This window comes from Microbacterium sp. ZXX196 (assembly GCF_009709595.1).
GTDB classification, from domain to species: Bacteria; Actinomycetota; Actinomycetes; order Actinomycetales; family Microbacteriaceae; genus Microbacterium; species Microbacterium excoecariae.
In genome coordinates this window covers 237,007-262,784 of sequence record NZ_WMEE01000003.1, presented here as the reverse complement: position 1 = coordinate 262,784, position 25,778 = coordinate 237,007, and the positions used below count along the sequence as shown (strand labels likewise).

Here is a 25,778-nt window from a genome sequence, read left to right as displayed (position 1 = left end):
GAGATGATGGCAGCAGCAGGCAAGAAGAGTAACGGGTTCGCGATCGTGATCTCCGTGATCGTGGTCGTGGCGGTGGTCGTCGTCGGCGGCCTCGTCGTGTGGATGAACAACGCCGCGAGTGCGCCCGCCGAGGCGCCGGCCGCGGGCATCATCAACGAGGACACGGGCGCGATCGCGATCGGCGACGGCGACCAGACGGTCGACGAGTACGTCGACCTGATGTGCCCGTACTGCAGCCAGGCGTTCGAGGCGTACAGCGACACCGTGACGGAGCTGGTGGAGAGCGGCGAGATCACGCTGAACATCCACCCGATCTCAATCCTGGACAACGCCTCGCAGGGCACGCAGTTCTCGACCCGCGCCGCGAGCGCGGCGTATTGCGTGGCCGAGGACAACGGCGACGCCGTCTACCCGTTCTTCGACCTCATGTACCGCAACCAGCCGGCCGAGTCGACCGAGGGCCTGACCGACGACGAGATCGCGGGATACGCGGCCGACGCCGGCGCCGAGGGCGCCGCGGACTGCATCGCGAACGGCGAGTACATGGACTACGTCACCCAGATGACGCAGGAGACCCCGATCCAGGAGGGCGCCTCGGGGATCTCGACGCCCACCGTCGCGGTCAACGGCGAGCTGATCGCGGTCACGATGGATCCGCAGACCGACATCGTCGCGAACCTCGACTGACGCCATTAGCACGTCGCGACGCGCCCGGGTTGATCAACCCGGGCGCGTCGTCTACTATAGATCTTTGGTGCTTTGCGCCTGCGTTTACGCGCGCCGAAGCACCGCCCATCACATTCACCGCAGACCGGCCGGTCTGCCGAGAAGGTTAGCGAGTCTATGGCTAAAGACGGTGTCATCGAGATCGAAGGCACGGTGTCCGAGGCGCTGCCCAACGCGATGTTCCGCGTTGAGCTCACCAACGGGCACAAGGTGCTCGCGACGATCTCGGGCAAGATGCGACAGAACTACATTCGCATCATCCCCGAGGACCGCGTGGTCGTGGAGCTCAGCCCCTACGACCTCACCCGCGGGCGCATCGTCTACCGCTACCGCTGATCGGCCCGGCCGAGAAGTAACGGCCCGGGGCATCCCCCGGGCACGAAGACAGCGATAAGGAACATCATGAAGGTTCAGCCCAGCGTCAAGCGCATCTGCGAGAGCTGCAAGGTCATCCGCCGCAACGGCCGGGTCATGGTCATCTGCAAGTCCAACCCCCGCCACAAGCAGCGCCAGGGCTGACGGACCCGCTCCGGCGGATCCCTCAGGACGACAACTCCACATTTTCGGCAGGATCAGAACCCGCGATGCGCGGGGGACACCTCGGGGCGGAGGCCCGGGCACCGATCCTGCTCCACACCTCCACCAACACACAGGAGATATCGCATGGCACGTCTTGCCGGCGTTGACATCCCGCGCGACAAGCGCGTGGTGATCGCACTCACGTACATCTACGGCGTGGGACGCACCCGTTCGGGTGAGATCCTCGCAGCCACGGGCATCGACGAGAACATCCGCGTCAAGGACCTCTCGGACGACCAGCTCGTCGCACTCCGCGACCACATCGAGGGCACCTACAAGGTGGAGGGTGACCTCCGTCGCGAGGTCGCCGCCGACATCCGCCGCAAGGTCGAGATCGGCTCCTACGAGGGCATCCGCCACCGTCGCGGCCTGCCCGTGCGCGGCCAGCGCACCAAGACCAACGCGCGTAGCCGTAAGGGCCCGAAGCGCACGGTCGCCGGTAAGAAGAAGGCACGCTGAGCGCGTAAAGGTTTAGGAGAACACGATGGCTGCACCGAAGTCTGCCGCGCGCAAGCCGCGCCGCAAGGAGAAGAAGAACGTCGCGCTGGGCCAGGCCCACATCAAGTCGACGTTCAACAACACGATCGTTTCGATCACCGACCCGTCGGGCGCCGTGCTGAGCTGGGCGTCCTCGGGTGGCGTGGGCTTCAAGGGCTCGCGCAAGTCGACGCCGTACGCCGCTGGCATGGCCGCCGAGTCCGCTGCGCGCCAGGCGCAGGACCACGGCGTCAAGAAGGTCGACGTCTTCGTCAAGGGCCCGGGCTCGGGCCGCGAGACCGCGATCCGCTCGCTGCAGGCCGCGGGCCTCGAGGTCGGGTCGATCCAGGACGTGACGCCGCAGGCGCACAACGGCTGTCGCCCGCCCAAGCGTCGCCGCGTCTGAGCATGTTTTGCCGGGGTGTTGCGCGGCGAGCGCGGCGCCCCGGCGAACGTCGTTCCATCTGCGCGCAGTCCGCGCGCACGAGTCACAACTCAAGACCTCATTCACCAAGTGTCATATAGCGGTCACTTGATCGAAAGGAACACATAGTGCTCATCGCACAGCGTCCTACCCTCACCGAGGAGAAGATCTCCGAGTTCCGCAGCCGGTTCGTCATCGAGCCGCTCGAGCCCGGCTTCGGCTACACGATCGGCAACTCGCTGCGCCGCAGCCTGCTGTCGTCCATCCCGGGCGCGGCCGTCACGAGCGTCCGCATCGACGGCGTCCTGCACGAGTTCAGCACGATCCCGGGCGTCGTTGAGGACGTCACGCAGATCATCCTCAACATCAAGCAGCTGGTCGTCTCGAGCGAGCGCGACGAGCCCATCACGGCGTACCTGCGCAAGACGGGTGCGGGCGAGGTCACGGCGGCCGACATCTCGGCTCCCGCCGGCGTCGAGGTGCACAACCCTGAGCTCGTCATCGCCACGCTCAACGACAACGCGAAGTTCGAGCTCGAGCTCACGATCGAGCGCGGCCGCGGCTACGTCTCGGCCGGGCAGAACCGCAACGAGTACGCCGAGGCGGGCCAGATCCCGATCGACTCGATCTACTCGCCCGTCGTGAAGGTCGCCTACCGGGTCGACGCGACGCGTGCCGGCGAGCGCACCGACTTCGACAAGCTCGTGCTGGACGTCGAGACCAAGGCCTCCATCCTCCCGCGCGACGCGGTGGCCTCGGCCGGCCGCACGCTCGTCGAGCTCTTCGGGCTCGCGCGCGAGCTCAACGAAGAGGCCGAGGGCATCGAGATCGGCCCCGCGCCGGTCGAGCAGGTGCTCTCGAACGAGCTCTCGATGCCGATCGAGGACCTCGACCTGTCGGTTCGCTCGTACAACTGCCTCAAGCGCGAGGGAATCAACACGGTCAGCGAGCTCGTCGGCCTCTCGGAGACGCAGCTCATGAACATCCGCAATTTCGGACAGAAGTCGGTGGACGAGGTGCGCGACAAGCTCACCTCGCTCGGACTGTCGCTCAAGGATTCGGTGCCCGGTTTCGAGGGCTCGAACTTCTACGGCGGCTACGACGACGAGACGCTCTGATCCACCCGACTCTTCTGATACTGGAGTAACGAGATATGCCTAAGCCCACGAAGGGTGCCCGCCTCGGCGGCGGCGCCGCTCACGAGCGCCTCATCCTCGCGAACCTCGCGTCGGCGCTGTTCATCAACAAGTCGATCAAGACGACCGAGACGAAGGCCAAGCGCCTGCGTCCCGTCGCCGAGCGTCTCGTGACGTTCGGCAAGCGCGGCGACCTCGCCGCGCGCCGTCGCGCGCTGTCGATCCTCCGCAACAAGGAGGCCGTGCACGTTCTCTTCACCGAGATCGCGCCGCTGGTCGCCGAGCGCGAGGGTGGCTACACGCGCATCACGAAGATCGGCTTCCGCAAGGGCGACAACGCCCCCATGGCCGCGATCGAGCTCGTGCTCGACCCGGTGACGCCGAAGACCCCGGCCGCGCCGAAGGCGGAGGAGGCCCCCGCGGCCGTCGCCGAGGACGAGGTCGAGGTCGTCGAGACGCCCGCCGAGGAGACCGAGGCCCCGACCGAGGCGACGGGCGACGACGTCGCGCAGCCCCTCGAGGACGGCTCGGCCCCCGAGGGCTTCGACGTCAAGGGCAAGAACGCCACGAAGAAGTTCTACGCCCCGGGCGACAGCGGCTACGCGCAGGTCAAGGCCGACGTGTACTTCCGCTCGGCCGAGGCCGCCGAGGCCGCCGGCTTCGCGAACTAATCTCGCGCCACCACGAACGCCCCCGGGATGAGTCCCGGGGGCGTTCGTCGTTCCTCGGAGCGCGCCGCGGATCCGGGTGCAAAAAGGTCCTGAGCGCGACACCGTTCGAAAACGATGCCCCGCTCAGCAGGGCGTGACGGCGAGATTGCTGAAGCGGCAGTGGCTATCAGTATCAGATCGGATCAGGAGCTTGTATTCATCGATACGAAAAATTATCATCGCCGAATGACGATGATGGAAAGGGGAGCAAGGCAACTCGACGACGTGGCGACCGCCGTCTACTCACACCTGTTTCACGCGCTGGGTGAATCCACGCGTCTCGCGGTCCTTCAGCACCTCGCGTGGGGGGAGCACCGTGTGCGCGACCTGGTGGCGCACATCGGTCTGGCGCAGTCGACAGTGAGTAAGCACTTGCGTTTTCTTCTTGAATGTCGGCTTGTGACTGTCCGTCCGGATGGCCGGTCGTCTTGGTACGCGCTTTCCGATCCGGTGGCGATCTCAGGGCTTATCGCCGCGGCAGAGCGGTTTCTGGATGTAACGGGCACAACGGCGGAGCTGTGTGTGCATCTTCGTCATCCCGGGCACAGGAATGGCAATGGAACGGAGGGCGGCTGATGGGCGCAGGGCACAACCACGGTCCCACTGTGGATGAGAGCGTCGAACTGCCCGACGACTATCGCAGGAAACTCTGGATCGCCTTCGGCATCACCGCGACGATCGTGGTCGCGCAGGCCGTCGGCTCCGTCATGACGGGCAGTCTCGCGCTGTTGACGGATACGGCGCACGCGATCACCGATGCATCTGGCTTATTGGTCGCATTGATTGCGGCGACCCTGATGCTGCGCCCTCCGAACTCCAAGCGCACCTGGGGGTTCCGACGTATCGAGGTGATTGCCGCACTCGGCCAGGCGACACTATTGATCGTTGTCGGCTTCTACGCGGCCATCGAGGGAGTCCGGCGCCTGTTCGAGCCGCCAGGGGTTCCAGCCGCAGAGTTACTCATTTTCGGCATCGTGGGCCTGACCGCGAACATCATCGCGATCACGATCCTGTCCTCCAGTCGTGGTGCCAGTTTCAACATGCGCGCAGCTTTCCTTGAAGTCCTCAATGACGCCCTCGGCTCGCTCGGTGTCATCGTCGCCGCGATCGTGATCGCCACGACGGGGTTCCAACAGGCGGACGCCCTTGCCGGCCTGTTCATCGCTGCGCTGATCGTTCCTCGTGCCTTCACGCTGATGCGCGAAACGTTCAGCGTGCTCATGGAGTTCACTCCTCAGGGTCTCGATCTCGACAAGGTCCGCGAGCACATCCTCGAGCTAGAGCACGTCAAGGACGTCCACGACGTTCACGCGTCTACTGTCGCCACCGGACTGCCGACCCTTACCGCGCACGTCGTCGTCGAGGACGCCTGCTTCACTGACGGGCATGCCGCGGAGGTCCTCCATAACGTGAAGGACTGCGTAGCCGGGCACTTCGAGGTGGCCGTGCATCACTCGACCTTCCAAATCGAGACAGAACACATCAGCGAGCACGAGGCAGAAACAATCAAGCACGCCTGACGTGCTGTTGGGGGCCCGAGGCGTGTGACCCCTGATCCTGGACACGCTGATTCCCGCACGACTCCGGCACCGCGACCGCCGGAACGACAAAGCCCCCGGATTCCTCCGGGGGCTAAGTCTTTTTCACGTTTCCTGGATCCGCAGAAAGAGTAGTCTGCACAATCCCCGGTGGCGAGTGAGGGATTCGAACCCCCGAAGCATTCCGCGGCTGATTTACAGTCAGCTCCCTTTGGCCGCTCGGGCAACTCGCCAGGTACGCCCCCGCCCAACTTTTCCAGCCAACCGGATGCGCAAGAAACCATCATACGCACGGATCAGCGCCCGCGAAAATCGACACCGCCGGGCGTGGCAGGGGAGCTCTGCCCTCGCCACCGCGCGGCCGCGGTGGGAGGATGAGGCGAGTCGATTCCGAGGGGGAGACATGTCGACACCACAGCCGTATCCGCAGCCGGATCGACCCGGGGCAGCCGGGTCCTCGCCGATCTTGCGCGGCGTCATGTGGGTGGCGATCGGGGCGCTCATCGCCTCGGCAATCGTGTGCGTCGTCTGGGTGCTGCTCGCGCCCCAGGGCGACGTGATCCCGAAGGCCTTCCTGACCATCCTGCTGCTGGCGGGGTTCGCCGGCGCCGCGCTGCTCGACGCGAGCCTCGCGCCGGGGCGGGAGCCGTGGCTCGTGCTGGCGAGCATGGCGAGCTGGATCGTCGCACTCCTGTGCGGTCTCGCGCTCGTCTGGTCGCCGTGGGACACGTTCCGCGCCATGCTCTGGGTCGGCAACTTCGTGCTCATCGTCGTCCTCCTGCAGCTCACGCTCGTGCACCAGCGTCTGCTGTGGCGCGCGCACGCGAAGTACGTGCGTACCTTCACCCGGATCCTCGCGGTCGTGACGACCGCCCTCGTCGTCGCGCTTCTGGGGATGGCCCTCGTGCCGCTCGCCCTCCCGCGCGCGTTCGACTATCCCGACATCTACGGGCGCATCATGGTGTCGCTCGCGATCCTCGGGGCGGTCGGCACCGCGCTGGTCCCGCTGATCACCGCGCTGTTCGCTCCGCGGGCCGCATCGGTGCCGCCGGCGCCAGCCGCCCCCACTCCGGTGCCCGCCGCGTCCACGGCGCAGCCCGCGCCGGCGCCGGCTTCGCCCGTCTCCGCGCCTCCGGCCGCGCCCGCGGCGGCGGAGCCGCTCCCGTGGCCCACCTATTCCGACGGCGCGACGCCCCTGCCCATGCTCCCGGACGGGCAGCCGGACTTCGCGGCGCAGGCAACGGGCGTCCCCACGCCCGGCGCCCGCGAGTTCGGCCCGGCGCCGCAGGCCGCCCCGCACGCGCCCGGGGCCGGTGCGCCGCACCCCGCGCCGCCGCGGCCGGCTCCGCCCGCCTGAGCGACCGGTAGCGTGGGGGCATGACCCGCGACGAGAATCTCCGCGACCTGGCCCGTGACATCGCGCTCGAGGCGGGCGCACTCGCCGAGCGTCGCCGCGCGGAGGGCGTGCGGGTCGCGGCGAGCAAGACGACGCTCGCGGACATCGTCACGGAGGCCGATCGCGAGGTCGAGGCGCTCATCCGTGGCCGGCTGGCCGCCGAGCGACCCGACGACGGTTTCCTCGGCGAAGAGTCCGGCACGGCCGAGGGCCGCTCGGGCGTGACGTGGGTCGTGGATCCGATCGACGGCACCGTGAACTACGCGTCCGGCATGCCCAGCTATGGCGTGAGCATCGCGGCGGTCGAGGGCGGCGACACGCTCGCGACCTGGACCGCGCTCGCGGGCGTCGTGCACCACCCCGCGCTCGGCGAGACCTACACGGCGGCCCGCGGCAGCGGATCCGTGTGCGAGGCGGGAGAGCGCGCCCAGCGGATCCGCGTGGCCACGGAGTTCCCCGCCGGAGCGCTCGTGGCGACGGGCTTCGGATACGACCCGCGCACGCACGCCGGCGACATCGACACGGTGCGCAGCGTCATGCCGATCGCGCGCGACGTGCGCCGCATCGGCGCCGCCTCGATCGACCTCAGCTACGTCGCGGCGGGACGCATCGACGCCTACTTCGAGCGCGGGCTGCAGCCCTGGGACGTCGCGGCCGGCGCCCTGCTCGTGGTTGAGGCGGGCGGCGCGATCCGCGAGCTTCCGGCGGACCGGTTCGGCCGGCGCATGACGGTCGCCGGCGAGATTGGCCTCGTCGAGCGCATCGCCGACCGGATCTCGGGCGTCACGTCCGACGAGTAGCGTGTGCGGAACGTCCCGTGGGGGATCCCTGGGAGGGGCCGATCCGACTTGGTGATCCGAGCCTGGTCCGCTAGCGTGGTTACCAGTTCGTTACTTTGCTCCCCCGCAACGTGACACACCCGAGTTCGTGCTCCGTGTGGAGCGTGTCTGAAAGTGCGTTCGATTGACTCCTGATTCCCGTACGGCCGAGCCCGCGCCCTCGCGCCGCTCGCGCCGCGCCGCACAGGCGGCGGACGGGCGCGTCGACCGCGCCGCAGAGCGCCCCCTGAGCCGCCGCGAGGTCCGCGAGCGCGAGCAGGCCTCCGCGGCCGTTGCCGCCACGATCGACGAGGCGCGCGCCTCGGACTACGCCGCGCCGCTCGCGCGCGCCGTGCCCGCCCAGGACGGCGCCGAGGCGCCGCACGACGCGTTCGCTGCCGCCGCGGCAGCGCTGAACTTCACGGGCGAGCAGGCGCCGATCCGCGTGGAGGATGAGGCCGAGAAGGCCCCCGCGCCGACGCGTCGTTCCCACGCCTCCACCGCGCTGCGCACGCCCTTCCGGCGGTTCGCTGGCGCCACCGCGTCGCTCGCCTCGGTCGGAGTGGTGGCCCTGCTCGCGGTGGGCACGGCCCTCCCGCTCGCGGCGTCGGCGCTGGAGCCGGCCGCCACGACCGAGACGGCCGCCGCGGAGACGGATCCCGTCGCCTCGGCCGAAAGCGAGCTGCAGGCGTACGTGTCGAGCGAGGATGTCGCCGAGGCGCAGCTGATGCGCGTCGAGGGCTACGAGGCCGCGACGTTCTCGGAGATGGCGGAGGATGACGGCATCAGCACGTCCGGTGCGTTCTTCGAGAACGACCCGACGGCCGACATCCAGTGGCCGTTCGCGGTGGGAACGAGCATGAGCTCGCCATACGGATACCGGTGGGGGCGCCTCCACGAGGGCATCGACTTCACGCCCGGCGACGGCGCGCCCGTGCAGGCGGTCGCCGACGGCGTCGTGCGGATCGCCACTGAGGCGGGCGGGGCGTACGGCGTCAACGTGTACATCGACCACGTCATCGACGGCCAGGTCGTCACCAGCCACTACGCGCACATGCAATACGGATCGCTGCGCGTCACGGCCGGGCAAACCGTCGAGGTGGGCGACGTCATCGGGCTCACCGGAAACACCGGCCGCTCGTATGGTGCCCACATGCACTTCGAGATTCGCATCGGCGGCACCGCGATCGACCCGCTGCCATGGCTCGAGACGTACGCGAACACGCACTACAGCGACGACGAAGCAGCCGAAGTCGCGACGGCCGAGGCGGACCAGCTCGGCGCCGAGGTGACCGAGGCGGAGTGACGCGGATCCGCAACGCCCGGCGGTGACGGGATTCGAGGATCTCGCGCTGGTTTGGTATCCTTTTTCAGTTGCCCTTTACGGGCATCGCGCCCCGATAGCTCAGTGGTAGAGCACTTCCATGGTAAGGAAGGGGTCGTCAGTTCAATCCTGACTCGGGGCTCGCATCGTCGAGAGACGTGCCGCGGCAGGGTAGCTCAGTTGGTGAGAGCGCACGACTCATAATCGTGAGGTCGCGGGTTCAAGCCCCGCTCCTGCTACAGAACAAAACCCCCGGTTATCCCGGGGGTTTTCGCTTGTCCGGGTACCGTCGAGGTGCCAGCAAAGAGGCGGATCCGTGCAGTAGAGATTTCATCCCGCCCGCTGGGACCGGACGATCGAAGTGACGCGGCCTAAACCGATCCTGTCACCAGTTCGTTCTTCACGCCCGACACACCCTCATCGGACGCCGATCGCAGTGAAAACGACGACACAAAGCGAAGCTGCTCACAGGTCAGTATGATCCGGTCATGACTTCGTCTGATCCTTCGCCCGCCGCCGACGCGCAGGTTCGGATCTCGGGTGCTCGGGAGCACAACCTGCGGAATGTGGACCTCTCCGTTCCGCGGGACTCTTTGGTGGTGTTCACGGGTGTGTCGGGTTCCGGGAAGTCATCGTTGGCGTTTGGGACGCTGTACGCGGAGTCGCAGCGACGGTATTTGGAGTCGGTGGCGCCGTACGCTCGCCGTCTGATCGAGCAGGCAGGCGTTCCCGATGTTGACTCCATCACCGGGATGCCGCCGGCCGTCGCGTTGCAGCAGCAGCGTGGAGGACGCAGTGCCCGGTCCACGGTGGGAAGCATCACCACAGTGTCCAGTCTCGTGCGGATGCTGTACTCCCGCGCCGGGGACTATCCGGATGAGCAGCCGATGCTCTACGCGGAGGATTTTTCTGCGAACACGGTGCAGGGGGCCTGTCCGGAGTGTCACGGCATTGGTCGTGTCTACGCGGTGCCCGAGGAGCGGATGGTGCCGGATCCGTCGCTCACGATCCGGGAGCGCGCGATCGCGTCCTGGCCGACGGCATGGCACGGACACCAGCTTCGCGACGTGTTGGTGGCCCTCGGCTATGACGTTGACGTGCCATGGAAAGATCTGCCACGAAAAGACCGGGACTGGATCCTCTATACGGATGAGACCCCGTTCGTTCCGGTCCACTCCCGGATGACGCTTGCTGAGGCTCGCGCCGCGACGAAGGCCGGGGTCGAGCCGAGCTACTCGGGCACCTTCGTCGGAGCCCGCCGGTATGTGTTGGACACATTCGCGAACTCGAAGAGCGCGTCGATGAAGCGTCGCGTCTCGCAGTACCTCGACGTTGCCCTATGCCCGGTCTGTCACGGGAAGCGGCTGAAGCCTGAAGCGCTCTCGGTCACGTTCGAGGGCCTGGACATCGCGGAGTTCTCGCAGTTGCCGCTTCGAGAGCTTGCTGACATGCTCTCCGACGTTGTTGCGGGAGTACAACAGGCCGAGACAGCTCCGAATGGTGCTGTGCCGAATGCCAATTCCCGTCGCGCAGCCACGGAGCAGCGCGTCGCCGCCGGAGGGTCCGCGCACGCCGCCGCACCCGATGTGCGCCGCACCGCAAACCGTTCGCCGGAGAAGCGCGCTGCTGCGTCCCGGCTCGCTTCCGGGCTGATCGAGCGACTCCGCCCACTGACCGATCTTGGCCTCGGGTATCTGTCGTTAAGTCGAACCACCCCGACCCTGTCGGGTGGCGAGTTGCAGCGAATCAGGCTCGCCACACAGCTCAGCTCCGACCTGTTCGGCGTCGTGTATGTCCTCGATGAACCATCCGCAGGCCTTCACCCACAAGACGTGACGGCGCTCTTGAAGATCCTCGACGGGCTGAAGAGAAGCGGAAACAGCCTGTTCGTCGTCGAACACTCCGTCGATGTTATGCGGCACGCGGACTGGCTCGTGGACATCGGCCCCGGCGCGGGCGAGCATGGCGGCCGCGTTCTCTACAGCGGCCCTACCGATGGGCTTGCCGACGTCAAGGACTCAGTGACACGCGGCTACCTCTTCGGTGGCAGTGGACTGCCCCCGCACATCCCTCGCGACCCGCGCGGGTGGCTCCACCTGAAGGACGTGACTCGTAACAACCTGCGCGGCGTCTCCATCGACGTTCCCATGGGTGTTTTCACCGCGGTCACCGGAGTCTCGGGTTCCGGCAAGTCGAGCTTGGTCAGCCAGGCCCTCCCGGCTCTCGTCGGTGACCGCCTCGGTCACAGCATTCCGGCGGAGGACCAACCGACCGGCGACGAGCTGCTCCTTGCCGATACCCCAGAGCGGCTCGACGGTGTCCTCGACGGCTCTCTCGAGGGGGTCCGGCGGGTTGTCAACATCGATCAACGACCCATCGGCCGAACCCCCCGGTCGAACGTTGCAACATATACAGGCTTGTTCGACCACGTCCGTCGACGCTTCGCTGAGACGCCCGAGGCTCGCTCGCGTGGGTACAAGCCCGGCCGTTTCTCCTTCAATGTCTCCGGCGGCCGCTGCCCCACTTGTGAGGGCGAAGGGTCCGTGATGGTCGAGCTACTCTTCCTCCCATCCGTGTACACCGAATGCCCCGACTGTCACGGGACCCGGTACAACGCCTCGACGCTCGAGATCACGTGGCGGGAGCGCACCATCGCTGACGTGCTCGCGATGAGCGTTGAGGAAGCCCTCCCGTTCTTTGACGGTGAAGACGACGTCACCCGCTCACTAGCTGCCCTCTCAGACGTGGGTCTCGGATACTTGCGACTCGGACAACCGGCAACCGAGCTCTCTGGAGGTGAGGCACAACGCGTGAAGCTCGCAAGCGAGCTACAGCGCGCACAACGAGGGGACACCTTGTATGTTCTTGACGAACCAACTTCGGGCCTGCACTGCGCTGACGCTGACCGGCTCGTGACGCATCTGCAAACCCTCGTCGACGCAGGGAACACGGTCGTCGCGGTGGAACTTGACATGCGGGTGGTCGCAGCAGCCGACTACGTCATCGACCTCGGACCCGGCGCCGGCGATGATGGCGGCGCAGTTGTCGCCGCTGGAACTCCTGCACAAGTTGCCGAGAACGGCGTCGGCGCGTCCGCGGAATACCTTGCCGCGGCGATCAAACTGATTGATTCGCCCTGAGTTTCGTTCCGTCCTTTCCTTTTGGAGTGTGATGTATCAGGACTTTGGTGACGAAAGTGCATCAGCAGATCGGTGACACTTCATGTGTCAGGACTTCGGTAACGCTCACGCTCGCGGGGTCGTTCGAGGGCCGCGGGGCCTGCCGTTGCTGACGTAGCGGACGCCGGGCTCGGGCCAGGGGTGTTCGATGAGGAGTTCGCCGGTTGCGACGTCGTAGAACGCGATGCTGGTGGCGTCTCGGACGATGGTGACGAGGGTTCCGGCGAGGTGACTGCCGATCTGGAACTTCACTCCCTTGACCTTGATCCCGCCACTGACGGTGACTCGGCGGGTGTTTTCGGGGAGCAGCGCGCCTGCAGCCGCGACGGGTGAAGGGGACGGAGTCGCAGAGGCGAGCGACCGAGGCGGTTCCGCGACTGGTGTCGCGTCCCATGCCTGCTGCGGGGTGACGTGCCCGGACAGTCCTTGGTGAGGGCGTTCGGTGTTGTAGATCTGGTCGAACTCGTCGACCTGCGTCTGGAGCTCGCCGAGCGTCGCGGCGATCGGCTGCTTGTCGAGGAACCGGAACAGGGCCTGGTGGAAGCGTTCGTTCTTGCCCTGCGTGGTCGGCTTGTAGTTCTTCCCTGTGATCGGTGTCACACCGAGCCGGGTGACGTAGTCGACGAGCTGCCCGACGATCCCTCGCCGGGATGGGTTCAGCGCGACACCGTTGTCAGTGAGTAGTCGCTGCGGGACACCGTGCGCGGCGATACCCTTCGCGACGACATGGACTGCCGCGTCAGAGGTCTCACCTGCGGCGACGTGGGAGGCGACAGCGAGACGGGAGTGGTCGTCGATGAGCTGGAAGATCACGCATTTGCGACCGCGTGTGAGGACGTATTCGGTCGCGTCCAACTGCCAGCATGCGTTCGGCGCGGGGTAGACAAACCTGCGGTATGCGGCGCGTGGCTTCTTCTTCGGCTCGGCGCGTGAGACGCCCGCTTCCCGAAAGATGCGCGCCAGCGACGCGGTCGATGGCACCGGGTCCATGCCCAGCGACCGCATCTTCTCGTGCACGCTGATCGGCCCGTGGTCTAGCCCGGATTGCTCCAACGCGGCCCCCACGCCGATGGCCTGCCGTTTCATCTCGTCGCTGAGCTTCGAGGGGCTCGACTTCGGGCGACGCGACTTCGGCTCGAGCGCCGCTGCAGGCCCTTCCTCGACGACGCGCTTGCGGATCGCGTAGAACGTCTTGCGAGAGGTGCCGTGCTCGGCGCAAAACGTGCTCACCGACCCGCGAGGGGCATCATCGGGCCACTGCGTGATGGCGAGACGGACACGGGGGTCTTGACCCGTGATCGTGGACACGGTGTCGTTTCGGTTATGCCGCTTCCGCGAGGGTAGTCGAGTACGCGGCTTCATAGGTGTTCGGGGCGATGTTGCCGATCGCTGAGTGGCGTCGGCGGGTGTTGTACCGGTTCGCCCACCGGAACGCGGTCCGGTACGCCGACGCCTGGTCGGCGAACGCTGGCGCGCCGGCCAGGAGCTCGCGTTTCAGGGACGCGTTGAACGATTCCGCCAACGCGTTGTCCGCTGACGAGCCGATCGCGCCCATCGACTGCGTGACGCCGAAGTCGGTGCAGAGGCGGACGTAATCCTTCGACGTGTAGGTCGAGCCGTGGTCTGAGTGGAACACCGCGCTACGCAGCGAACCGCGTTCGGCGCGGGCGGCCTTGAGTGCGTCCTCGACGAGCGCGGTGCGCATGTGGTCGGCCACCGCCCATCCGGCCAGCTTCCGCGAGCACAGGTCGATCACTGTCGCCAGGTACAGGTTCGTGCCGTGCGCGATCGGCAGATATGTGATGTCGCCGACGTACCGCAGGTTCGACGCCGACGCCGTGAAGTCGCGTTGCAACAGATCGGGGAACTTGCGCCCTGACTGATCTGGGACCGTTGTCTTGACCCGGCGTCGCAGCCGGATGCCGGCCAGGTCGTGCTCGCGCATCACTCGGGCGACGCGCTTGCGGTTCACCGGCTTCGCACCGGGCGTCGACTCGTTGAGTTCCGCGGTGATCCGCGGCGACCCGTACGCCCGGTCGCCGCCCTGCTCAGGGTCCTGCAGCACCCGGATTCGGTCGGCCAGTTCGGCATCCGCCGCCCCCCCGCGCGGCACGCCTGGGCGCCGCCGCGACCCAGGCGTAGAACGAGGATCGCGACACGTCGATGACTTCGCACAACCGCTTCACGCCGTAGGCGCCCTGGTGGTCCTGGACGAACTGGAAGCGGTTCACCTGTTCGTCTCCCCGGCGAAATACTTCGCCGCCTAACGGAGGATGTCCCGCTCCGTCTCGAGCTTGACCTGCTCCGCTTTCAACGTCGCGTTCTCGGCCTCCAGCCGGAGGATCTTCGCTGCCGGTGACTCCGACCGGCCCGGCGCGCGCGTCGGTGTCGTCCCGGCGGTCGTGGTCGCGGAACCATGCTTGTCGACCCACTCCTTCAGAGCCCCGCGGGAGATCCCGAGGTCCGCCGCGATGCCCTTCAACGTCGTGCTCGGGGTGGACTCGCACAAGTCCACTGCACGCTGCCGGAACTCGTCCGTGTAGTTCTTCCTTGCCATCCCTTGGACGCTCGCTTCTCAGCGGCGTGCTGGAATCAGCGTGTCCAAGATCAGGGGTTAAGCGCCGGAATCCGCATACATCTGTATTGTTGACCGGTGCCCGATCTTCCCCCGCGCCTCCATGTCACCCGTGCCCTCCTGGCCGTTCTCGCGGACGCGGGCATGGACGGGGTGAGCGTCCGGCGCGTGGCCGCCCGCGCGGGTCTGTCGATCGGGGCCGTGCAGCACCACTTCGCGACCAAGGCCGCGATGCTGGCCGCGGCCGCAGCCGTGCTCCACGCCGCCGACGAAGAGAGGGACCTCCCTGCCGCACCCCGCGAACGTCTCGCGGCGCTCCTCGACGCGCGGATCCCCGCCAGCAGCGTGGATCCGCTCGCCCGCGTGTGGCTGGCGCTCGCCGGGCACGCCGCCGTCGACGACGCGACGAACGACGCGATCGTTGGGCTGGCCTCCAACCGCCGGCGGCAACTCGCGGAGACCCTCGACGCCTGCGGTGCATCGACCGCCGCCGCGCGCCGCGGGGCGACCGAGCTGAACGCGCTCGCCGACGGCCTTGCCGTTCAAGTCGTGTCGGAGCGCGGGGCGCTCCCGCCCGCGATCGCGCGCGAGGTTCTCCGCGCGCGTGCCGCGGCCCTCACGCCCTGACCGATATACCTACACGCTGCCGTTCCGATGGGCAAAAGCGGGGCATTGGGGCGCTAGCGTCGTGGGTGGGGAGGACGTATGCGGAGGTTCACGGGACTCGCGATCATCGGGGTCACTCTGGCGGCGGCGGTCGCGCTCCTGGTCGTGATCGCGCTCGGCGCTCCGCGGCCGCTCTGGCGGCCCGAGATGCTCGAGATTTGGGGCGTGGACGTCTGGTATGACGCGCACGCCCCGGCGCTGTGGATCATCGTGGCCGCGGTCGTCCTTGCGGTGGCCGCCGGGACGAGTGTCGCGTGGTATGAGGCGCGCACGGCGAATCGCTCGCGCACGGCGGATCCGACCCGCGTCGATAGGCCGCTCTCGCCTCGCCGCATCATGGCGGCCACACGCGGCGTGTTCGCCGGCGAGGTGACCGTGACGGCGCTCATCCCCGCGCACAACGAGGAGGACAACCTCTCCGCCACGCTCGCGTCCCTCGCGGCCCAGACGACGCCGCCCGAGCGGATCATCGTCATCGCCGACAACTGCACCGACAGGACGGTCGAGATTGCGCGCGCGGCGGGGGTCGAGGTGCTCGAGACGGTCGACAACACGGCGAAGAAGGCGGGCGGTCTCAATCAGGCGCTCGCGCGGATCCTGCCCGAGCTCGGCGACAACGACGGCGTCCTCGTGATGGACGCGGACACGAGCTTCGCGAGCGCGACCTTCCTCGAAACGGCCAGGGCCCGGATGACCTCCGACCGCGCCCTCATGGCCGTGGGTGGACTGTTCCTCGGCGACGAGGGCGGCGGTCTCCTCGGCCAGTTCCAGCGCAACGAGTACACCCGCTACTCCCGCGAGATCGAGCGCCGCCGCGGGCGTGTGTTCGTTCTGAGCGGCACCGCTTCGGTCTTCCGGCCCGCGGCACTGCGCGCCGTCGCGGCGGCGCGCGGCGACCTTATCCCCGGCATCCCCGGCGACGTGTACGACACCGTGGCGCTGACGGAGGACAACGAGATCACGATCGCGATCAAGAGCCTCGGCGGGCTGATCGTGTCGCCGACGAGCTGCACGGTCACGACCGAGATCATGCCGTCGTGGCGCATGCTGTGGAAGCAGCGGCTCCGGTGGCAGCGCGGCGCGGTCGAGAACCTGGGGGCCTACGGCATCACGGCGACCACGACCCGGTACTGGGCGCAGCAGATCGGCATCGGATACTCGGTCATCGCGCTCGCGAGCTATTTCCTCTTCGTCTTCCTGTTCCTCGTCTCGATCGACCAGTGGGTCTGGTTCACGTTCTGGCTGATCATCGGCGCCGTGTTCGTGCTGGAGCGCCTCGTCACCGTCTGGGCCGGGGGCTGGCGGGCGCGGGTGGTCGCGCTGCTCGTGTTCCCCGAGCTGCTCTACGACCTGTTCATCGACATCGTCTTCGTGAAGGGCATCATCGACATGACGTTCGGGCGCGAGGCCACCTGGTCGCACCTGCCCCCGGCCGACGCCGAGGGAGCGACCTCGTGATCGCGCCGCTCCCCGCGGGGCTCCTGTTTCCCGTCGAGCTCCTGCAGAGCGGCTGGGTCGCCGTGCTCGCCTCGTTTGTCGCCGTCAACACGATCCTCTACATGGCGCTCGCGCTCCTGAAGATCTTCCCCGCGCCGCGCCTCACGCACCGCGGCCGCTCACGCCGCGCTGAAACGCGCAGCATCCACCCCGACGACCCGGTGTGATCAGACGGGCCGCGGCCGGCCGTAGAGGTATCCCTGGCCGTGGGTCGCGCCGTGCGAGACCGCCGTCTCCTGGTGCGCCGTGGTTTCGATGCCCTCCACGACCACCGTGGCGCCGACGTCGCGCGCCGCGCGGGAGAACGCATCGAGTTCCGCGGATCGCCGCGGATCGCCCTCCGCCGCGCCCCAGACGACGGCGCGGTCGATCTTCACGATGTCGGGCCGGATCGTGCGGATCCATTCCTCGCCCGCGTTCGCGGCCCCCACGTCGTCGAGCAGTAGCTCCGCGCCGACCGCGTGACACACGACGAGCAGGTCGGTCTCCGGCGGCAACGACGAGGTCTCGGACAGCTCGATCCCCCAGCGCCGGCCATCGGGGAACGGGCGGCCCAGCTCCGGGGCGACGAGAGTGTCGGCCGACGCGTTGACGGTCACGATCATGTCCGCCGGCAGGTGCTCGGCCGCGGCGACCGCGCTGCGGAGCAGCCGAAGCTCGAGGGCGCGCCGCCGGTGCTCGGCCGCGGCCTGTTCGAGGTGCTCGGGCGGGATCCGCCCGTCCTCGAAGCGGGCGAGCGCCTCGTAGCCGCGCACCTCGCCGGTCGCGAACTCCACGAAGGGCTGGAACACGATGCGATGCGCGTCGCCATCGCGGCGCGGCGCGTGCCGTTCCGCGTGCGTCGGGGCCTCGGGTGACGTGTCCATATCGGGCCAACGTACTGCCGCGCGGGCCGTCTGCCTATGCCTCGCCTTGAGACGCGCCGGTAGGCTAAGCGAAATACCGCGAGGGGAGACGACGTGGCGCGATCGACCGACCGGGCCGGAAGTCGCGTGCTGTCCGCCCTGCGCTCGTTCGGTCGTCGGCAATCGACCTCCTCCGCGATGACCGCGATCGGGTGCGCGTTCGTGGGCATCGTGATCGCGACGCTGCTCCCGGTGAGCCCCGCGGGCGCCGAGCGCATCGCCGAGGTCGGCGCAGCGTGGTTCGCGATCCTCGTGTGCCTCACGATCGTGGTCGGCGCGCTGTTCGCCGGCCGGCGCTTCTCGGATATGGCGGGCGCGATCGGCATCGTCGCGATGGCGGGCGCCATCGGCGTGGGGCTAGCCGCCGTGACGAACCTCACAGACTTCGTGACCCCCGTCCTCCTCGTGCCGATCGCCTCGGCCTACGCGGGGTGGACGTTCTCGCCGTGGCGAGCGCGGGCGCTGGCGGGTGCCGTGCTCGTGATGATCACCGTCGGTCTCCTCGCGAACTCGACGTTCCGCGAGGCGCTCGCCGCGTACCCGTGGGGCATCGCGTTCGGGTACGTCGTGAGCTTCATCATCGCCGAGTTGTCGATCGCGCTGGCGGAAGACATGCGCGCCTACTCGCTCGTGGATCCGCTCACGGGAGCGCTGAACCGGCGCGGCCTCACCCGCCGCATGCGGGAGCTGCGGCGGCGCCCGGGCCAGGCCTGGGTCGTCGCGGCCGACCTCAACGGCCTCAAGGCCATCAACGATCGCCTGGGCCACGCCGAGGGCGACCAGGTGCTGCGCGAGAGCGTCGAGGGATGGGCGCGCGCCCTGCCCGACGGCGGGCTCGTGACGCGGTGGGGCGGCGACGAGTTCGTGCTCGTGTTCCCGGCCGCGGACGAGGCCGCTGCGCGCGCCGTGATCGTCGACCTGCGCCGCGCCTGCCCGCACGCGTTCGCCGCCGGGCTGGCGCCGCTCGACGGCGCGCTCGATGATGCCGTGCTCGCGGCCGACCCCGAGCTCTATGCCGACAAGCGCCGCACGGCGCCCGTCGCCGCGGCGGTCGAAACACCGCGCGACGAGTTCTCCACCGGGCGGCTCGGCGTACTCGCCCGGCAGACGACCTACACGCGGGTGTGGATCCTCGCCGGTCTCGCCTTCGCCGCGAGCGCGTACACGGCGGCCCTCGTCACGATCAGCCCCGTGGGCGCAGCGATCTCGGCGGTGAACGGATCCGTGAGCGTCGCCTTCGCGATCGCGGCGGGTCTCGCCGGGAGCCGGTTCCCGCGCGGCGCGGTGCTCGCGTGGATCACCGTCCTCGCCGCGGCCGCGATGGCGCACGCCGTTTTCACGGATCAACCCGGCGCGCTCTTCCAGGCGATGTTCGGCATGCCCCTCGTGGCTGTCGTCCTCGCGACGTTCTACCCTCCCCGGGCGGCACGGGGGATCGCGGCGGCTTTTCTGGCCGCGTTGTCGGGCGCCGTCCTCATCGCGCCGACGCTCGTGCCGGCCGTCGGCGTGGCGCCGCTCGTCGTCTCCGCGGCGACCGCGTGGCTCCTCCTCGAGGTGGTCGTCGCCTCGAGCGCGAGCCTGCGGCGCACCGCTAGCAGCGACCCGTTGACCGGCGCGCTGAACCGCCTGGGGCTCGCGCACGCCCTCCCGCGCCTCGAGGCGCGGGCGCGGCGGCGCCGGGCGCCGCTCTCCGTCGCCGCGATCGACTTCGACCACTTCAAGGTGCTGAACGACACGCACGGGCACGCGCGCGGAGACGCCGCGCTGCGCGGCGCGGTCGCCCAGTGGCGGGCGGATCTGCGCGCGGGGGACCTCATCGCGCGCGTCGGCGGCGACGAGTTCGTCGTCGTCCTGCCCGGAACCGACGCGGAGGCGGCCGGCCACCTCATGGCGCGCCTGCGCGACGGCGCGGCGGATCCGTGGACGTGGGGCATCGCCGAGGTCTCGTGCGGCGAGGGCGTGGACCACGTGCTGCACCGCGCGGACCAGGCGCTCGGCGCGCGGAAGGCGCTCCGCGGCACGGCCCGTCCCTCTACGCGGGAGGGATAACCCCCGGCGAGCCCGGAGGATCGCCCCGCTGTGTGCGCGCTGCGCCCCGCATACGTTGGAGGCATGACCTCGCAGACCGCCCCTCCCGTCGCGCCGCCGCCGCTGTCCTCGCCGCTGCGGCTGATCGGCGCCATCGCGCACCTCGGCTTCATGGCGTTCTACGGCGCCGCGTGCTTCACGGTGCTGGGGACGCTCCTGACGACCGGCGTGGGCGGCCTCGCGGCCTTCGGCCTCGGCGTCCTCCTGCTCGTCGCCATGGTCTACGCGCTCTTCGCCGCGGCCTTCCTCGAGACGGCCCGCGTCGAGGGGCTCTACGGCTTTGGGATGCCGATGCTGCGGGCGAGGCGCTCGCCGAAGGGCGGGTTCGTCGGATTCCTCCACACCATCTGGCTCCAGTTCATCGACGGCGGCATGTGGCGCGCGATCGCCCACCTCGCGATCGCGACCGTCCTCGGCTGGATCGCCGTGGCGCTCGTCGCGGCGCTCGTGGCGGCCGTTGCGGCGGCGTTCGCGCCGCTCTACGCGCCGCCGAACGCGCGCGTGCTGTGGGACCTCTTGCCCCTGGAATCGGGGTGGGCGCCGGTCGCGGGCATCGTCGTCGCGGCGCTCGCGCTCGCCGCGCTCATCGGGGTCGCCCTGCTCCACGGCGTGCTCGCCCGCGTGCTGATCGCCCCCATCCGCGAGGCCCAGCTCGCCGCCCAGGCCCGCGACGCCGTGAACCAGCGCCACGAGGCGATCCGCGCGAGCGACGTAGAACGCAGCCGCATCGAGCGCGACCTGCACGATGGCGTCCAGCCGCGGCTCGTCTCCGTCGGCATGACCCTCGGGCTCGCGCAGCAGAAGATCGACACGGATCCGGAGCGCGCGAAGGAGCTGGTCGCGGAGGCGCACACCTCGACCAAGGCGGCCATCACCGAGCTGCGGCAGCTTGCGCGCGGGATCCACGCCTCGGTCCTCGACGACCGTGGTCTCGACGCGGCGCTCAGCGCCCTCGCGAGCCGCTCGCACATCCCCGTCACCCTGGACGTCCGCATGTCGCAGCGCGCCGGGCGAGACGCGGAGGCCGCCGTCTACTTCGCGATCGCCGAGAGCCTCACGAACGCCGCGAAGCACTCGCGCGCGAGCGCCGCCCGCGTCGTGGTGCGCGACCGCCCCGACGCGGGCGCGCTGTGGGCGCGCGTCGAGGACGACGGCGTCGGCGGGGCCCGGGTCATCCCCGGCGGCGGCATCGACGGCATTCAGAACCGCATCGCGGCCCTCGGGGGAACGGCACGGCTCGACAGCCCCGCCGGCGGGCCCACGTCCCTGGAGGTGAGCGTCCCGTGCGCATCCTGATCGTCGAGGACTCCGTCCTCCTGCGCGAGGGCATCTCGCGCCTGCTGGCCGACGCCGGCCACGAGGTGGTCGCGGCCCTGCCCGACGCCTCGCGCCTGCTCGCCGCGGCCGCCGACCTGGCGCCCGACCTCGCGATCGTCGACGTGCGTCTCCCGCCGACGTTCACGGACGAGGGGATCCGCGCGGCCCTCGCCCTCCGGCGGCAGGATCCCGCGCAGGCGGTCCTCGTCCTCTCCCAGTACGTGGAGGAGCGCTACGCGAGCGACCTCATCGCGCAGGCCGGGGGCGCCGTGGGGTACCTCCTCAAGGACCGCGTGACGGACGTCGCCGACTTCCTCGAGGCGATCGAGCGGATCCGCTCCGGCGCGAGCGTGCTGGATCCGGAGGTCGTCGCCCAGCTCTTCGCGCGCCGTTCGCGGGACGCGCGCATGCAGCGCCTCACCGAGCGGGAGCGGGCCGTGCTGTCCCTCATTGCGGAGGGCAAGAGCAACGGCGCGATCGCCCGGATCCTCTTCGTGAGCGAGGGGGCGGTCGAGAAGCACATCACCTCGATCTTCTCCAAGCTCGACCTCGAGCAGGACCAGCACGGCAACCGCCGCGTGCTCGCCGTGCTCGCCCACATCGACGCGACGGCCGAACCCGGGCCCGTCACCCCCACGCAGAACGGATACGAGCGATGACGCAGGAAGACGAGACCCCGCGCACGGGCGCGGGGCCCACGCAGAGCGACGCGGCCCGATCTGGCGCACGGGCGCTCGCGATCACCATCGGGGTCCTGGGTGCCGGGGCGCTCGCGCTGTCGGGCGTGGGCGTTGCCTTCGCCGCGGTCGGCAGCTCGGTCGCTTCGTCCCTCACGGGTGAGGCGACCACCTCCGTCGGCGCGGCCGGCGCGACCGCCGTGGAGGCGGACGTCGCCGCCGGGGAGCTGCGCGTGGAGTTCGGGCCCGTGAGCGAGGCCGTGCTCGAGGCCGAGGACGGCGGCGCGTCCTGGACGCTGGACCGGGACGGCGACGCCATCGTCGTCGGATCCGAGGACCGCTTTGGATGGCCCGTCACGTGGGGTCGCGGCACGTCCGCGACGCTGACCCTCCCGGCCTCGCTCGCGGGCGTCGACCTCGACGCCCAGGTCGACGCGGGCCGCCTCGTCGCGGAGGGCGACTTCGGGGATGTCACGGCCGCCATGAGCGCGGGATCCACGGAGATCGAGGGTACGGCCCGGTCGGTCGATGCGGAGATGTCGGCCGGTCGCGGCGTGCTCGCGCTCGCCGACGTCGGCACCGCCGACCTCGAGGTCACCGCCGGCCGCCTCGACGCGGCGTTCGCGGGGGAGGCGCCCGGCGCGGTCGCCGTGCGCGCCACGGCCGGATCCGTCTCCCTCACGCTCCCCGACGTGCCGTACGACGTGCGCACCTCGCGCGACGCGGGCGAGATCACGAGCCGCATCGCGCACGACCCCGCGGCCGACCGCACACTCGACATCGCGATCACCGCCGGCAGCGTCGAGGTGTTCGCCGAATGAGACCCCGCCCGGTGCGCGCGCGGGGGCACGCGTGCCGGGCGGATCCGGGGGCGCCGCGCGGCGCGGGTAAGGTGGGGCGGGTGATTCGCGCATGATCTCCGACGTCCGGTCCCGCGGGGCCCGCACGCTCCTCACCTTCCTCGCCATCGGCCTCGTCTCGGGCTTCATGTCCGGGCTCTTCGGGGTGGGCGGCGGCACCGTCATCGTCCCGCTGCTCGTCACCTTCGCGGTGTTCGGACAGAAGCTCGCCTCCGGCACGTCCGGCGCCTCGATCATCGTCACGGCGGCGGTCGGCGTCGTCGCCTACGCGTCCCAGGGCCAGGTCGACTGGATCGCCGCGCTGCTTCTCGCGGTCGGCGGCGTCATCGGCGCGCCGATCGGCGCGCAGCTCCTGCATCGCCTGAGCGAGGCGACCCTGCGGTGGTGCTTCGTGGGCTTCCTCGTCGTCGTGATCGTGAGCCTGTTCTTCATCGTTCCGGACCGCGACGCGGGCGTGCCCCTCAATGTGTGGCTCGGCATCGCGCTCGTCGCGGTGGGCGTGGTCACGGGGATCCTGTCGGGCCTCATCGGCGTCGGCGGCGGCATCATCGTCGTGCCCGTGCTGATCCTCCTGTTCGGGTCAAGCGACCTCGTCGCGAAGGGCACGTCGCTGCTCATGATGATCCCCACGACGATCTCGGGCGCGATCCGCAACGCGCGCAATCACAACGTCGACTTCGTCGCGGCCGGCGTCATCGCCGCCGCCACCATCCTCACGACCCCGCTCGGCGCGCTCGTCGCGGGGCTCGTGGATCCGTTCATCGCGAACATGCTCTTCGCCGCCTTCCTCGTTGTCATCGGCGCACAGATGGCGCAGAAGGCGATTCGCGCGCGCCGTACCCGAGAGGACTGATCATGCCCGTGGATCCCGACCTCGCCGCGCGCGAGTTCCCGCCGACCGAGCCATACCTCGTGGGCCGCGAGAAGGTGCGCGAGTTCGCGCGCGCCGTGTTCGCGACCGCGCCGCAGCACACGGACGTCGCGGCCGCCCGCGCGCTCGGCCACGCCGACGTCGTCGCGCCGCCGACCTTCGCGATGGTGATCGCCGACCAAACGCTCCAGCAGCTGCTCGCGGATCCGTCGACGGGCGTCGTGCTCGAGCGCGCGCTCCACACGGACCAGCAGTTCCGCTACTCGCGGCCGATCGTCGCGGGCGACGAGCTGACGGGGAAGCTGACCGTCACGCGCGTGCGGCAGATGGGCGCGGGCGCCATGGTCTCCAGCGAGACCGAGGTGACGGACGCGACCGGCGCGCACGTGGTCACGGCCGCGTCGACGCTGTTGATCGGATCGGGGGACGAGTGATGAGCGTGCTGGACGGTCTCGAAAAGGGCCAGGTGGTCGCCGAGCGCACGGTGCACCTCACGCGCGAGTCGCTCGTGCGGTACGCGGGCGCGTCGGGCGACTTCAACCCGATCCACTACCGCGACGCGGTGGCCGAGCGAGTGGGCCTTGCCGGCGTGCTGGCGCACGGCATGCTGACGATGGGCATCGGCGCCTCCGTCGTGTCGGAATGGCTGGGGTCCGACGGCGAGATCGCGTCGTACGTCGTGCGCTTCACGAAGCCCGTCGTCGTCGACGCCGAGGCGGGGGCCGACGTGGCGATCCGCGCCACCGTAGGCGCCGTGAACGACGACGGCACGGCGCGCATCGACCTCGCCGTCACGCACGGCGAGACGAAGGTGTTCGGGAAGGCGCAGGCGGTCGTCGCGGGGCGCGCGTGAGCGAGATCGCCCCGCGCACCCTGGCCGAGCTGACGACGCTCGGCGTCGGCGCCGCGCCGCTGCGCATGCGCGAGGCGACGACGCCGGAGGAGCTCGTCGCCGAGCTGCGCGCCGTGTGGGAGGCGGGGGACGACTGGTTTGTCCTCGGCGGCGGGTCGAACCTGCTCGCGGGCGACGAGCCCTTCGACGGTACGGTCGTCCTCGTGCGAACCGCGGGCTTCGCGGAGGTTCCGGGCGCGCCCGAGGGATCCCGGCGGATCCGTGTCGAGGCGGGACAGGACTGGGACGCGCTGGTTGCGTGGACGGTTGAACACGGGCTCGCGGGCATCGAGGCGATGAGCGGGATCCCCGGCACGGCGGGCGCCGCGCCGATCCAGAACGTCGGCGCGTACGGCCAGGAGATCGTGCAAACCCTCGTGTCGGTCGAGCTCCTCGACGAGGGCGCCGACACGGTCGTGGAGGTCCCCGCCGGCGAGCTGGGCCTGGGGCCGCGCACGTCGGTGCTCAAACGGCACTACGGCGCGGAGCCCGAGCGTTCGGCCGTCGTCGTCGCGCTGACGCTCGAGCTGAGGGAGGTGGGCGCGGATCCGCGCCCCCTCGAGGATCCGCGCCTGCGGCAGGCCCTGGGCCTCGACGGCGCGCGGGCCGACGGCGAGGACGGGGCCGGTCGCGTGTCGCTCTCTTGGATCCGCCGCACGGTGCTCGCGATCCGCGGGTCGAAGGGCATGGTCCTCGACGCGGACGATGCGGACACGCGCAGCGCGGGATCCTTCTTCAACAACCCGATCCTGTCGGACGCGGACGCGCGCGCCCTCCCGGCGGAGTGCCCCCGGTGGCCGATCGAGTCGGAGGCGGACCGGCCGCAGGTCTTCGCGCTCGACACGTGGGACGGGGTCGTTCGGCCGCCCGCGCCGTCGGCGCCGCCCGTGAAGGTCAGCGCGGCGTGGCTCATCGAGCACGCGGGGCTGGGGCGCGGGTACGGCCTGCCGGGATCCCGCGCGACGCTCTCGACGAAGCACACGCTCGCGCTGACGAACCGCGGCGGCGCGACGGCGGAGCAGGTCGCGGAGCTCGCGCGCTTCTGCCGCACCCGCGTCGCCGCCGAGTACGGGGTCGACCTCAACCCCGAGCCGGTGTTCGTCGGCGTCAGCCTCTAATTGGG

The 25,778-nt window shown here is 69.6% G+C and carries 25 protein-coding genes, 3 tRNA genes and 2 pseudogenes; 26 read left to right on the top strand and 4 right to left on the bottom strand.

Annotated features, from left to right (window positions below; translation table 11 throughout):
* Window positions 1-3 precede the first annotated feature (3 nt).
* The 9 genes from GJQ66_RS04635 (at window position 4) to GJQ66_RS04595 (ending at window position 5,572) form a co-directional block, all read left to right on the top strand.
* Window positions 4-687 (top strand): thioredoxin domain-containing protein, encoded by a 684-nt coding sequence (locus tag GJQ66_RS04635; protein WP_196215813.1) that lies wholly within the window; start codon window positions 4-6, stop codon window positions 685-687.
* A gap of 156 nt (window positions 688-843) precedes the next feature.
* Window positions 844-1,062: a translation initiation factor IF-1 gene (infA, locus tag GJQ66_RS04630; RefSeq protein WP_029151296.1), complete on the top strand. Its 219-nt coding sequence runs from the start codon at window positions 844-846 to the stop codon at window positions 1,060-1,062.
* Window positions 1,063-1,128: 66 nt separating this feature from the next.
* Window positions 1,129-1,245 carry a 50S ribosomal protein L36 gene (rpmJ, locus tag GJQ66_RS04625; RefSeq protein WP_155048158.1) on the top strand — a complete coding sequence of 39 codons (117 nt, stop codon included), beginning with the start codon at window positions 1,129-1,131 and terminating at the stop codon, window positions 1,243-1,245.
* Window positions 1,246-1,389: 144 nt separating this feature from the next.
* Window positions 1,390-1,764, top strand: a complete 375-nt coding sequence (rpsM, locus tag GJQ66_RS04620; protein ID WP_155048157.1) for a 30S ribosomal protein S13 — start codon at window positions 1,390-1,392, stop codon at window positions 1,762-1,764.
* A gap of 25 nt (window positions 1,765-1,789) precedes the next feature.
* Entirely contained in the window at window positions 1,790-2,188 is a 399-nt protein-coding gene (rpsK, locus tag GJQ66_RS04615; RefSeq protein ID WP_110589697.1) for a 30S ribosomal protein S11, read from the top strand.
* Window positions 2,189-2,334: 146 nt separating this feature from the next.
* On the top strand, window positions 2,335-3,324 hold the full coding sequence (locus tag GJQ66_RS04610; protein WP_368732664.1) for a DNA-directed RNA polymerase subunit alpha: 990 nt from the start codon (window positions 2,335-2,337) through the stop codon (window positions 3,322-3,324).
* A gap of 35 nt (window positions 3,325-3,359) precedes the next feature.
* The gene (gene rplQ, locus GJQ66_RS04605; protein WP_155048156.1) at window positions 3,360-4,013 is read left to right on the top strand and encodes a 50S ribosomal protein L17; all 654 of its coding nucleotides are present in this window, start codon (window positions 3,360-3,362) and stop codon (window positions 4,011-4,013) included.
* Between the two features lie 225 nt (window positions 4,014-4,238).
* On the top strand, window positions 4,239-4,628 hold the full coding sequence (locus tag GJQ66_RS04600) for a helix-turn-helix transcriptional regulator (protein WP_230379263.1): 390 nt from the start codon (window positions 4,239-4,241) through the stop codon (window positions 4,626-4,628).
* Complete coding sequence (locus GJQ66_RS04595) at window positions 4,628-5,572, top strand: cation diffusion facilitator family transporter (RefSeq protein ID WP_155048155.1); 945 nt, start codon at window positions 4,628-4,630, stop codon at window positions 5,570-5,572. Before GJQ66_RS04600 ends, GJQ66_RS04595 begins: the two co-directional genes overlap by 1 nt.
* A gap of 169 nt (window positions 5,573-5,741) precedes the next feature.
* On the opposite strand, the gene GJQ66_RS04590 is transcribed toward GJQ66_RS04595, so the two are convergent.
* Window positions 5,742-5,823, bottom strand: a tRNA-Tyr gene (locus GJQ66_RS04590).
* A 170-nt stretch (window positions 5,824-5,993) separates the two neighbouring features.
* Here GJQ66_RS04590 and GJQ66_RS14065 point away from each other — a divergent pair.
* From GJQ66_RS14065 to GJQ66_RS04560, 6 genes are all read left to right on the top strand, one after another.
* The gene (locus tag GJQ66_RS14065) at window positions 5,994-6,947 is read left to right on the top strand and encodes a hypothetical protein (RefSeq protein ID WP_196215812.1); all 954 of its coding nucleotides are present in this window, start codon (window positions 5,994-5,996) and stop codon (window positions 6,945-6,947) included.
* A gap of 20 nt (window positions 6,948-6,967) precedes the next feature.
* Complete coding sequence (locus tag GJQ66_RS04580) at window positions 6,968-7,786, top strand: inositol monophosphatase family protein (RefSeq protein WP_155048154.1); 819 nt, start codon at window positions 6,968-6,970, stop codon at window positions 7,784-7,786.
* Between the two features lie 163 nt (window positions 7,787-7,949).
* Window positions 7,950-9,110 carry a M23 family metallopeptidase gene (locus GJQ66_RS04575; RefSeq protein ID WP_155048153.1) on the top strand — a complete coding sequence of 387 codons (1,161 nt, stop codon included), beginning with the start codon at window positions 7,950-7,952 and terminating at the stop codon, window positions 9,108-9,110.
* An 88-nt stretch (window positions 9,111-9,198) separates the two neighbouring features.
* Window positions 9,199-9,270, top strand: a tRNA-Thr gene (locus GJQ66_RS04570).
* 23 nt (window positions 9,271-9,293) lie between these two features.
* A tRNA-Met gene (locus GJQ66_RS04565) sits at window positions 9,294-9,367 on the top strand.
* Between the two features lie 249 nt (window positions 9,368-9,616).
* Window positions 9,617-12,268 carry an excinuclease ABC subunit UvrA gene (locus GJQ66_RS04560; protein WP_155048152.1) on the top strand — a complete coding sequence of 884 codons (2,652 nt, stop codon included), beginning with the start codon at window positions 9,617-9,619 and terminating at the stop codon, window positions 12,266-12,268.
* A 61-nt stretch (window positions 12,269-12,329) separates the two neighbouring features.
* On the opposite strand, the pseudogene GJQ66_RS04555 reads toward GJQ66_RS04560, so the two are convergent.
* Window positions 12,330-13,537: pseudogene (locus GJQ66_RS04555) on the bottom strand (integrase core domain-containing protein).
* A gap of 91 nt (window positions 13,538-13,628) precedes the next feature.
* Window positions 13,629-14,864, bottom strand: a pseudogene (locus GJQ66_RS04550) (IS3 family transposase).
* 96 nt (window positions 14,865-14,960) lie between these two features.
* Between GJQ66_RS04550 and GJQ66_RS04545 the strand changes: the two are divergent.
* The 3 genes from GJQ66_RS04545 to GJQ66_RS04535 all read left to right on the top strand — a co-directional run bounded on the left by GJQ66_RS04545 (window position 14,961) and on the right by GJQ66_RS04535 (window position 17,212).
* Window positions 14,961-15,509 (top strand): TetR/AcrR family transcriptional regulator, encoded by a 549-nt coding sequence (locus tag GJQ66_RS04545; protein ID WP_155048151.1) that lies wholly within the window; start codon window positions 14,961-14,963, stop codon window positions 15,507-15,509.
* Window positions 15,510-15,587: 78 nt separating this feature from the next.
* On the top strand, window positions 15,588-17,006 hold the full coding sequence (locus GJQ66_RS04540) for a glycosyltransferase (protein WP_155048150.1): 1,419 nt from the start codon (window positions 15,588-15,590) through the stop codon (window positions 17,004-17,006).
* Window positions 17,003-17,212, top strand: coding sequence for a hypothetical protein (locus GJQ66_RS04535; RefSeq protein ID WP_155048149.1), 210 nt, complete (start codon window positions 17,003-17,005; stop codon window positions 17,210-17,212). The genes GJQ66_RS04540 and GJQ66_RS04535 overlap by 4 nt, the downstream gene beginning before the upstream one ends.
* On the opposite strand, the gene GJQ66_RS04530 is transcribed toward GJQ66_RS04535, so the two are convergent.
* The gene (locus tag GJQ66_RS04530) at window positions 17,213-17,911 is read right to left on the bottom strand and encodes an EAL domain-containing protein (protein ID WP_155048148.1); all 699 of its coding nucleotides are present in this window, start codon (window positions 17,909-17,911) and stop codon (window positions 17,213-17,215) included.
* Between the two features lie 93 nt (window positions 17,912-18,004).
* On the opposite strand from GJQ66_RS04530, the gene GJQ66_RS04525 reads away from it, so the two are divergent.
* The 8 genes from GJQ66_RS04525 (at window position 18,005) to GJQ66_RS04490 (ending at window position 25,773) form a co-directional block, all read left to right on the top strand.
* Complete coding sequence (locus GJQ66_RS04525) at window positions 18,005-19,999, top strand: GGDEF domain-containing protein (protein WP_155048147.1); 1,995 nt, start codon at window positions 18,005-18,007, stop codon at window positions 19,997-19,999.
* Window positions 20,000-20,062: 63 nt separating this feature from the next.
* Entirely contained in the window at window positions 20,063-21,334 is a 1,272-nt protein-coding gene (locus tag GJQ66_RS04520) for a sensor histidine kinase (protein ID WP_155048146.1), read from the top strand.
* Window positions 21,322-22,014, top strand: a complete 693-nt coding sequence (locus GJQ66_RS04515) for a response regulator (RefSeq protein WP_368732663.1) — start codon at window positions 21,322-21,324, stop codon at window positions 22,012-22,014. The genes GJQ66_RS04520 and GJQ66_RS04515 overlap by 13 nt, the downstream gene beginning before the upstream one ends.
* Window positions 22,011-22,853 carry a hypothetical protein gene (locus tag GJQ66_RS04510; RefSeq protein WP_155048145.1) on the top strand — a complete coding sequence of 281 codons (843 nt, stop codon included), beginning with the start codon at window positions 22,011-22,013 and terminating at the stop codon, window positions 22,851-22,853. The genes GJQ66_RS04515 and GJQ66_RS04510 overlap by 4 nt, the downstream gene beginning before the upstream one ends.
* A 91-nt stretch (window positions 22,854-22,944) precedes the next feature.
* Window positions 22,945-23,745 (top strand): sulfite exporter TauE/SafE family protein, encoded by an 801-nt coding sequence (locus tag GJQ66_RS04505; protein WP_155048144.1) that lies wholly within the window; start codon window positions 22,945-22,947, stop codon window positions 23,743-23,745.
* 2 nt (window positions 23,746-23,747) lie between these two features.
* Entirely contained in the window at window positions 23,748-24,197 is a 450-nt protein-coding gene (locus tag GJQ66_RS04500; RefSeq protein WP_155048143.1) for a MaoC family dehydratase N-terminal domain-containing protein, read from the top strand.
* Window positions 24,197-24,616 (top strand): MaoC/PaaZ C-terminal domain-containing protein, encoded by a 420-nt coding sequence (locus tag GJQ66_RS04495; protein WP_155048142.1) that lies wholly within the window; start codon window positions 24,197-24,199, stop codon window positions 24,614-24,616. Before GJQ66_RS04500 ends, GJQ66_RS04495 begins: the two co-directional genes overlap by 1 nt.
* The gene (locus GJQ66_RS04490) at window positions 24,613-25,773 is read left to right on the top strand and encodes a UDP-N-acetylmuramate dehydrogenase (RefSeq protein ID WP_368732662.1); all 1,161 of its coding nucleotides are present in this window, start codon (window positions 24,613-24,615) and stop codon (window positions 25,771-25,773) included. The genes GJQ66_RS04495 and GJQ66_RS04490 overlap by 4 nt, the downstream gene beginning before the upstream one ends.
* Window positions 25,774-25,778: the final 5 nt, after the last annotated feature.

What these genes read in the sequence shown, in the direction of transcription:
- GJQ66_RS04635 (WP_196215813.1), top strand. Translation starts at nt 4, where the DNA reads ATGATGGCAGCAGCAGGCAAGAAGAGTAACGGGTTCGCGATCGTGATC.
- infA (WP_029151296.1), top strand. Translation starts at nt 844, where the DNA reads ATGGCTAAAGACGGTGTCATCGAGATCGAAGGCACGGTGTCCGAGGCG.
- rpmJ (WP_155048158.1), top strand. Translation starts at nt 1,129, where the DNA reads ATGAAGGTTCAGCCCAGCGTCAAGCGCATCTGCGAGAGCTGCAAGGTC.
- rpsM (WP_155048157.1), top strand. Translation starts at nt 1,390, where the DNA reads ATGGCACGTCTTGCCGGCGTTGACATCCCGCGCGACAAGCGCGTGGTG.
- rpsK (WP_110589697.1), top strand. Translation starts at nt 1,790, where the DNA reads ATGGCTGCACCGAAGTCTGCCGCGCGCAAGCCGCGCCGCAAGGAGAAG.
- rplQ (WP_155048156.1), top strand. Translation starts at nt 3,360, where the DNA reads ATGCCTAAGCCCACGAAGGGTGCCCGCCTCGGCGGCGGCGCCGCTCAC.
- GJQ66_RS04600 (WP_230379263.1), top strand. Translation starts at nt 4,239, where the DNA reads ATGACGATGATGGAAAGGGGAGCAAGGCAACTCGACGACGTGGCGACC.
- GJQ66_RS04595 (WP_155048155.1), top strand. Translation starts at nt 4,628, where the DNA reads ATGGGCGCAGGGCACAACCACGGTCCCACTGTGGATGAGAGCGTCGAA.
- GJQ66_RS14065 (WP_196215812.1), top strand. Translation starts at nt 5,994, where the DNA reads ATGTCGACACCACAGCCGTATCCGCAGCCGGATCGACCCGGGGCAGCC.
- GJQ66_RS04580 (WP_155048154.1), top strand. Translation starts at nt 6,968, where the DNA reads ATGACCCGCGACGAGAATCTCCGCGACCTGGCCCGTGACATCGCGCTC.
- GJQ66_RS04560 (WP_155048152.1), top strand. Translation starts at nt 9,617, where the DNA reads ATGACTTCGTCTGATCCTTCGCCCGCCGCCGACGCGCAGGTTCGGATC.
- GJQ66_RS04540 (WP_155048150.1), top strand. Translation starts at nt 15,588, where the DNA reads ATGCGGAGGTTCACGGGACTCGCGATCATCGGGGTCACTCTGGCGGCG.
- GJQ66_RS04530 (WP_155048148.1), bottom strand. Translation starts at nt 17,911, where the DNA reads ATGGACACGTCACCCGAGGCCCCGACGCACGCGGAACGGCACGCGCCG.
- GJQ66_RS04520 (WP_155048146.1), top strand. Translation starts at nt 20,063, where the DNA reads ATGACCTCGCAGACCGCCCCTCCCGTCGCGCCGCCGCCGCTGTCCTCG.
- GJQ66_RS04510 (WP_155048145.1), top strand. Translation starts at nt 22,011, where the DNA reads ATGACGCAGGAAGACGAGACCCCGCGCACGGGCGCGGGGCCCACGCAG.
- GJQ66_RS04505 (WP_155048144.1), top strand. Translation starts at nt 22,945, where the DNA reads ATGATCTCCGACGTCCGGTCCCGCGGGGCCCGCACGCTCCTCACCTTC.
- GJQ66_RS04500 (WP_155048143.1), top strand. Translation starts at nt 23,748, where the DNA reads ATGCCCGTGGATCCCGACCTCGCCGCGCGCGAGTTCCCGCCGACCGAG.
- GJQ66_RS04495 (WP_155048142.1), top strand. Translation starts at nt 24,197, where the DNA reads ATGAGCGTGCTGGACGGTCTCGAAAAGGGCCAGGTGGTCGCCGAGCGC.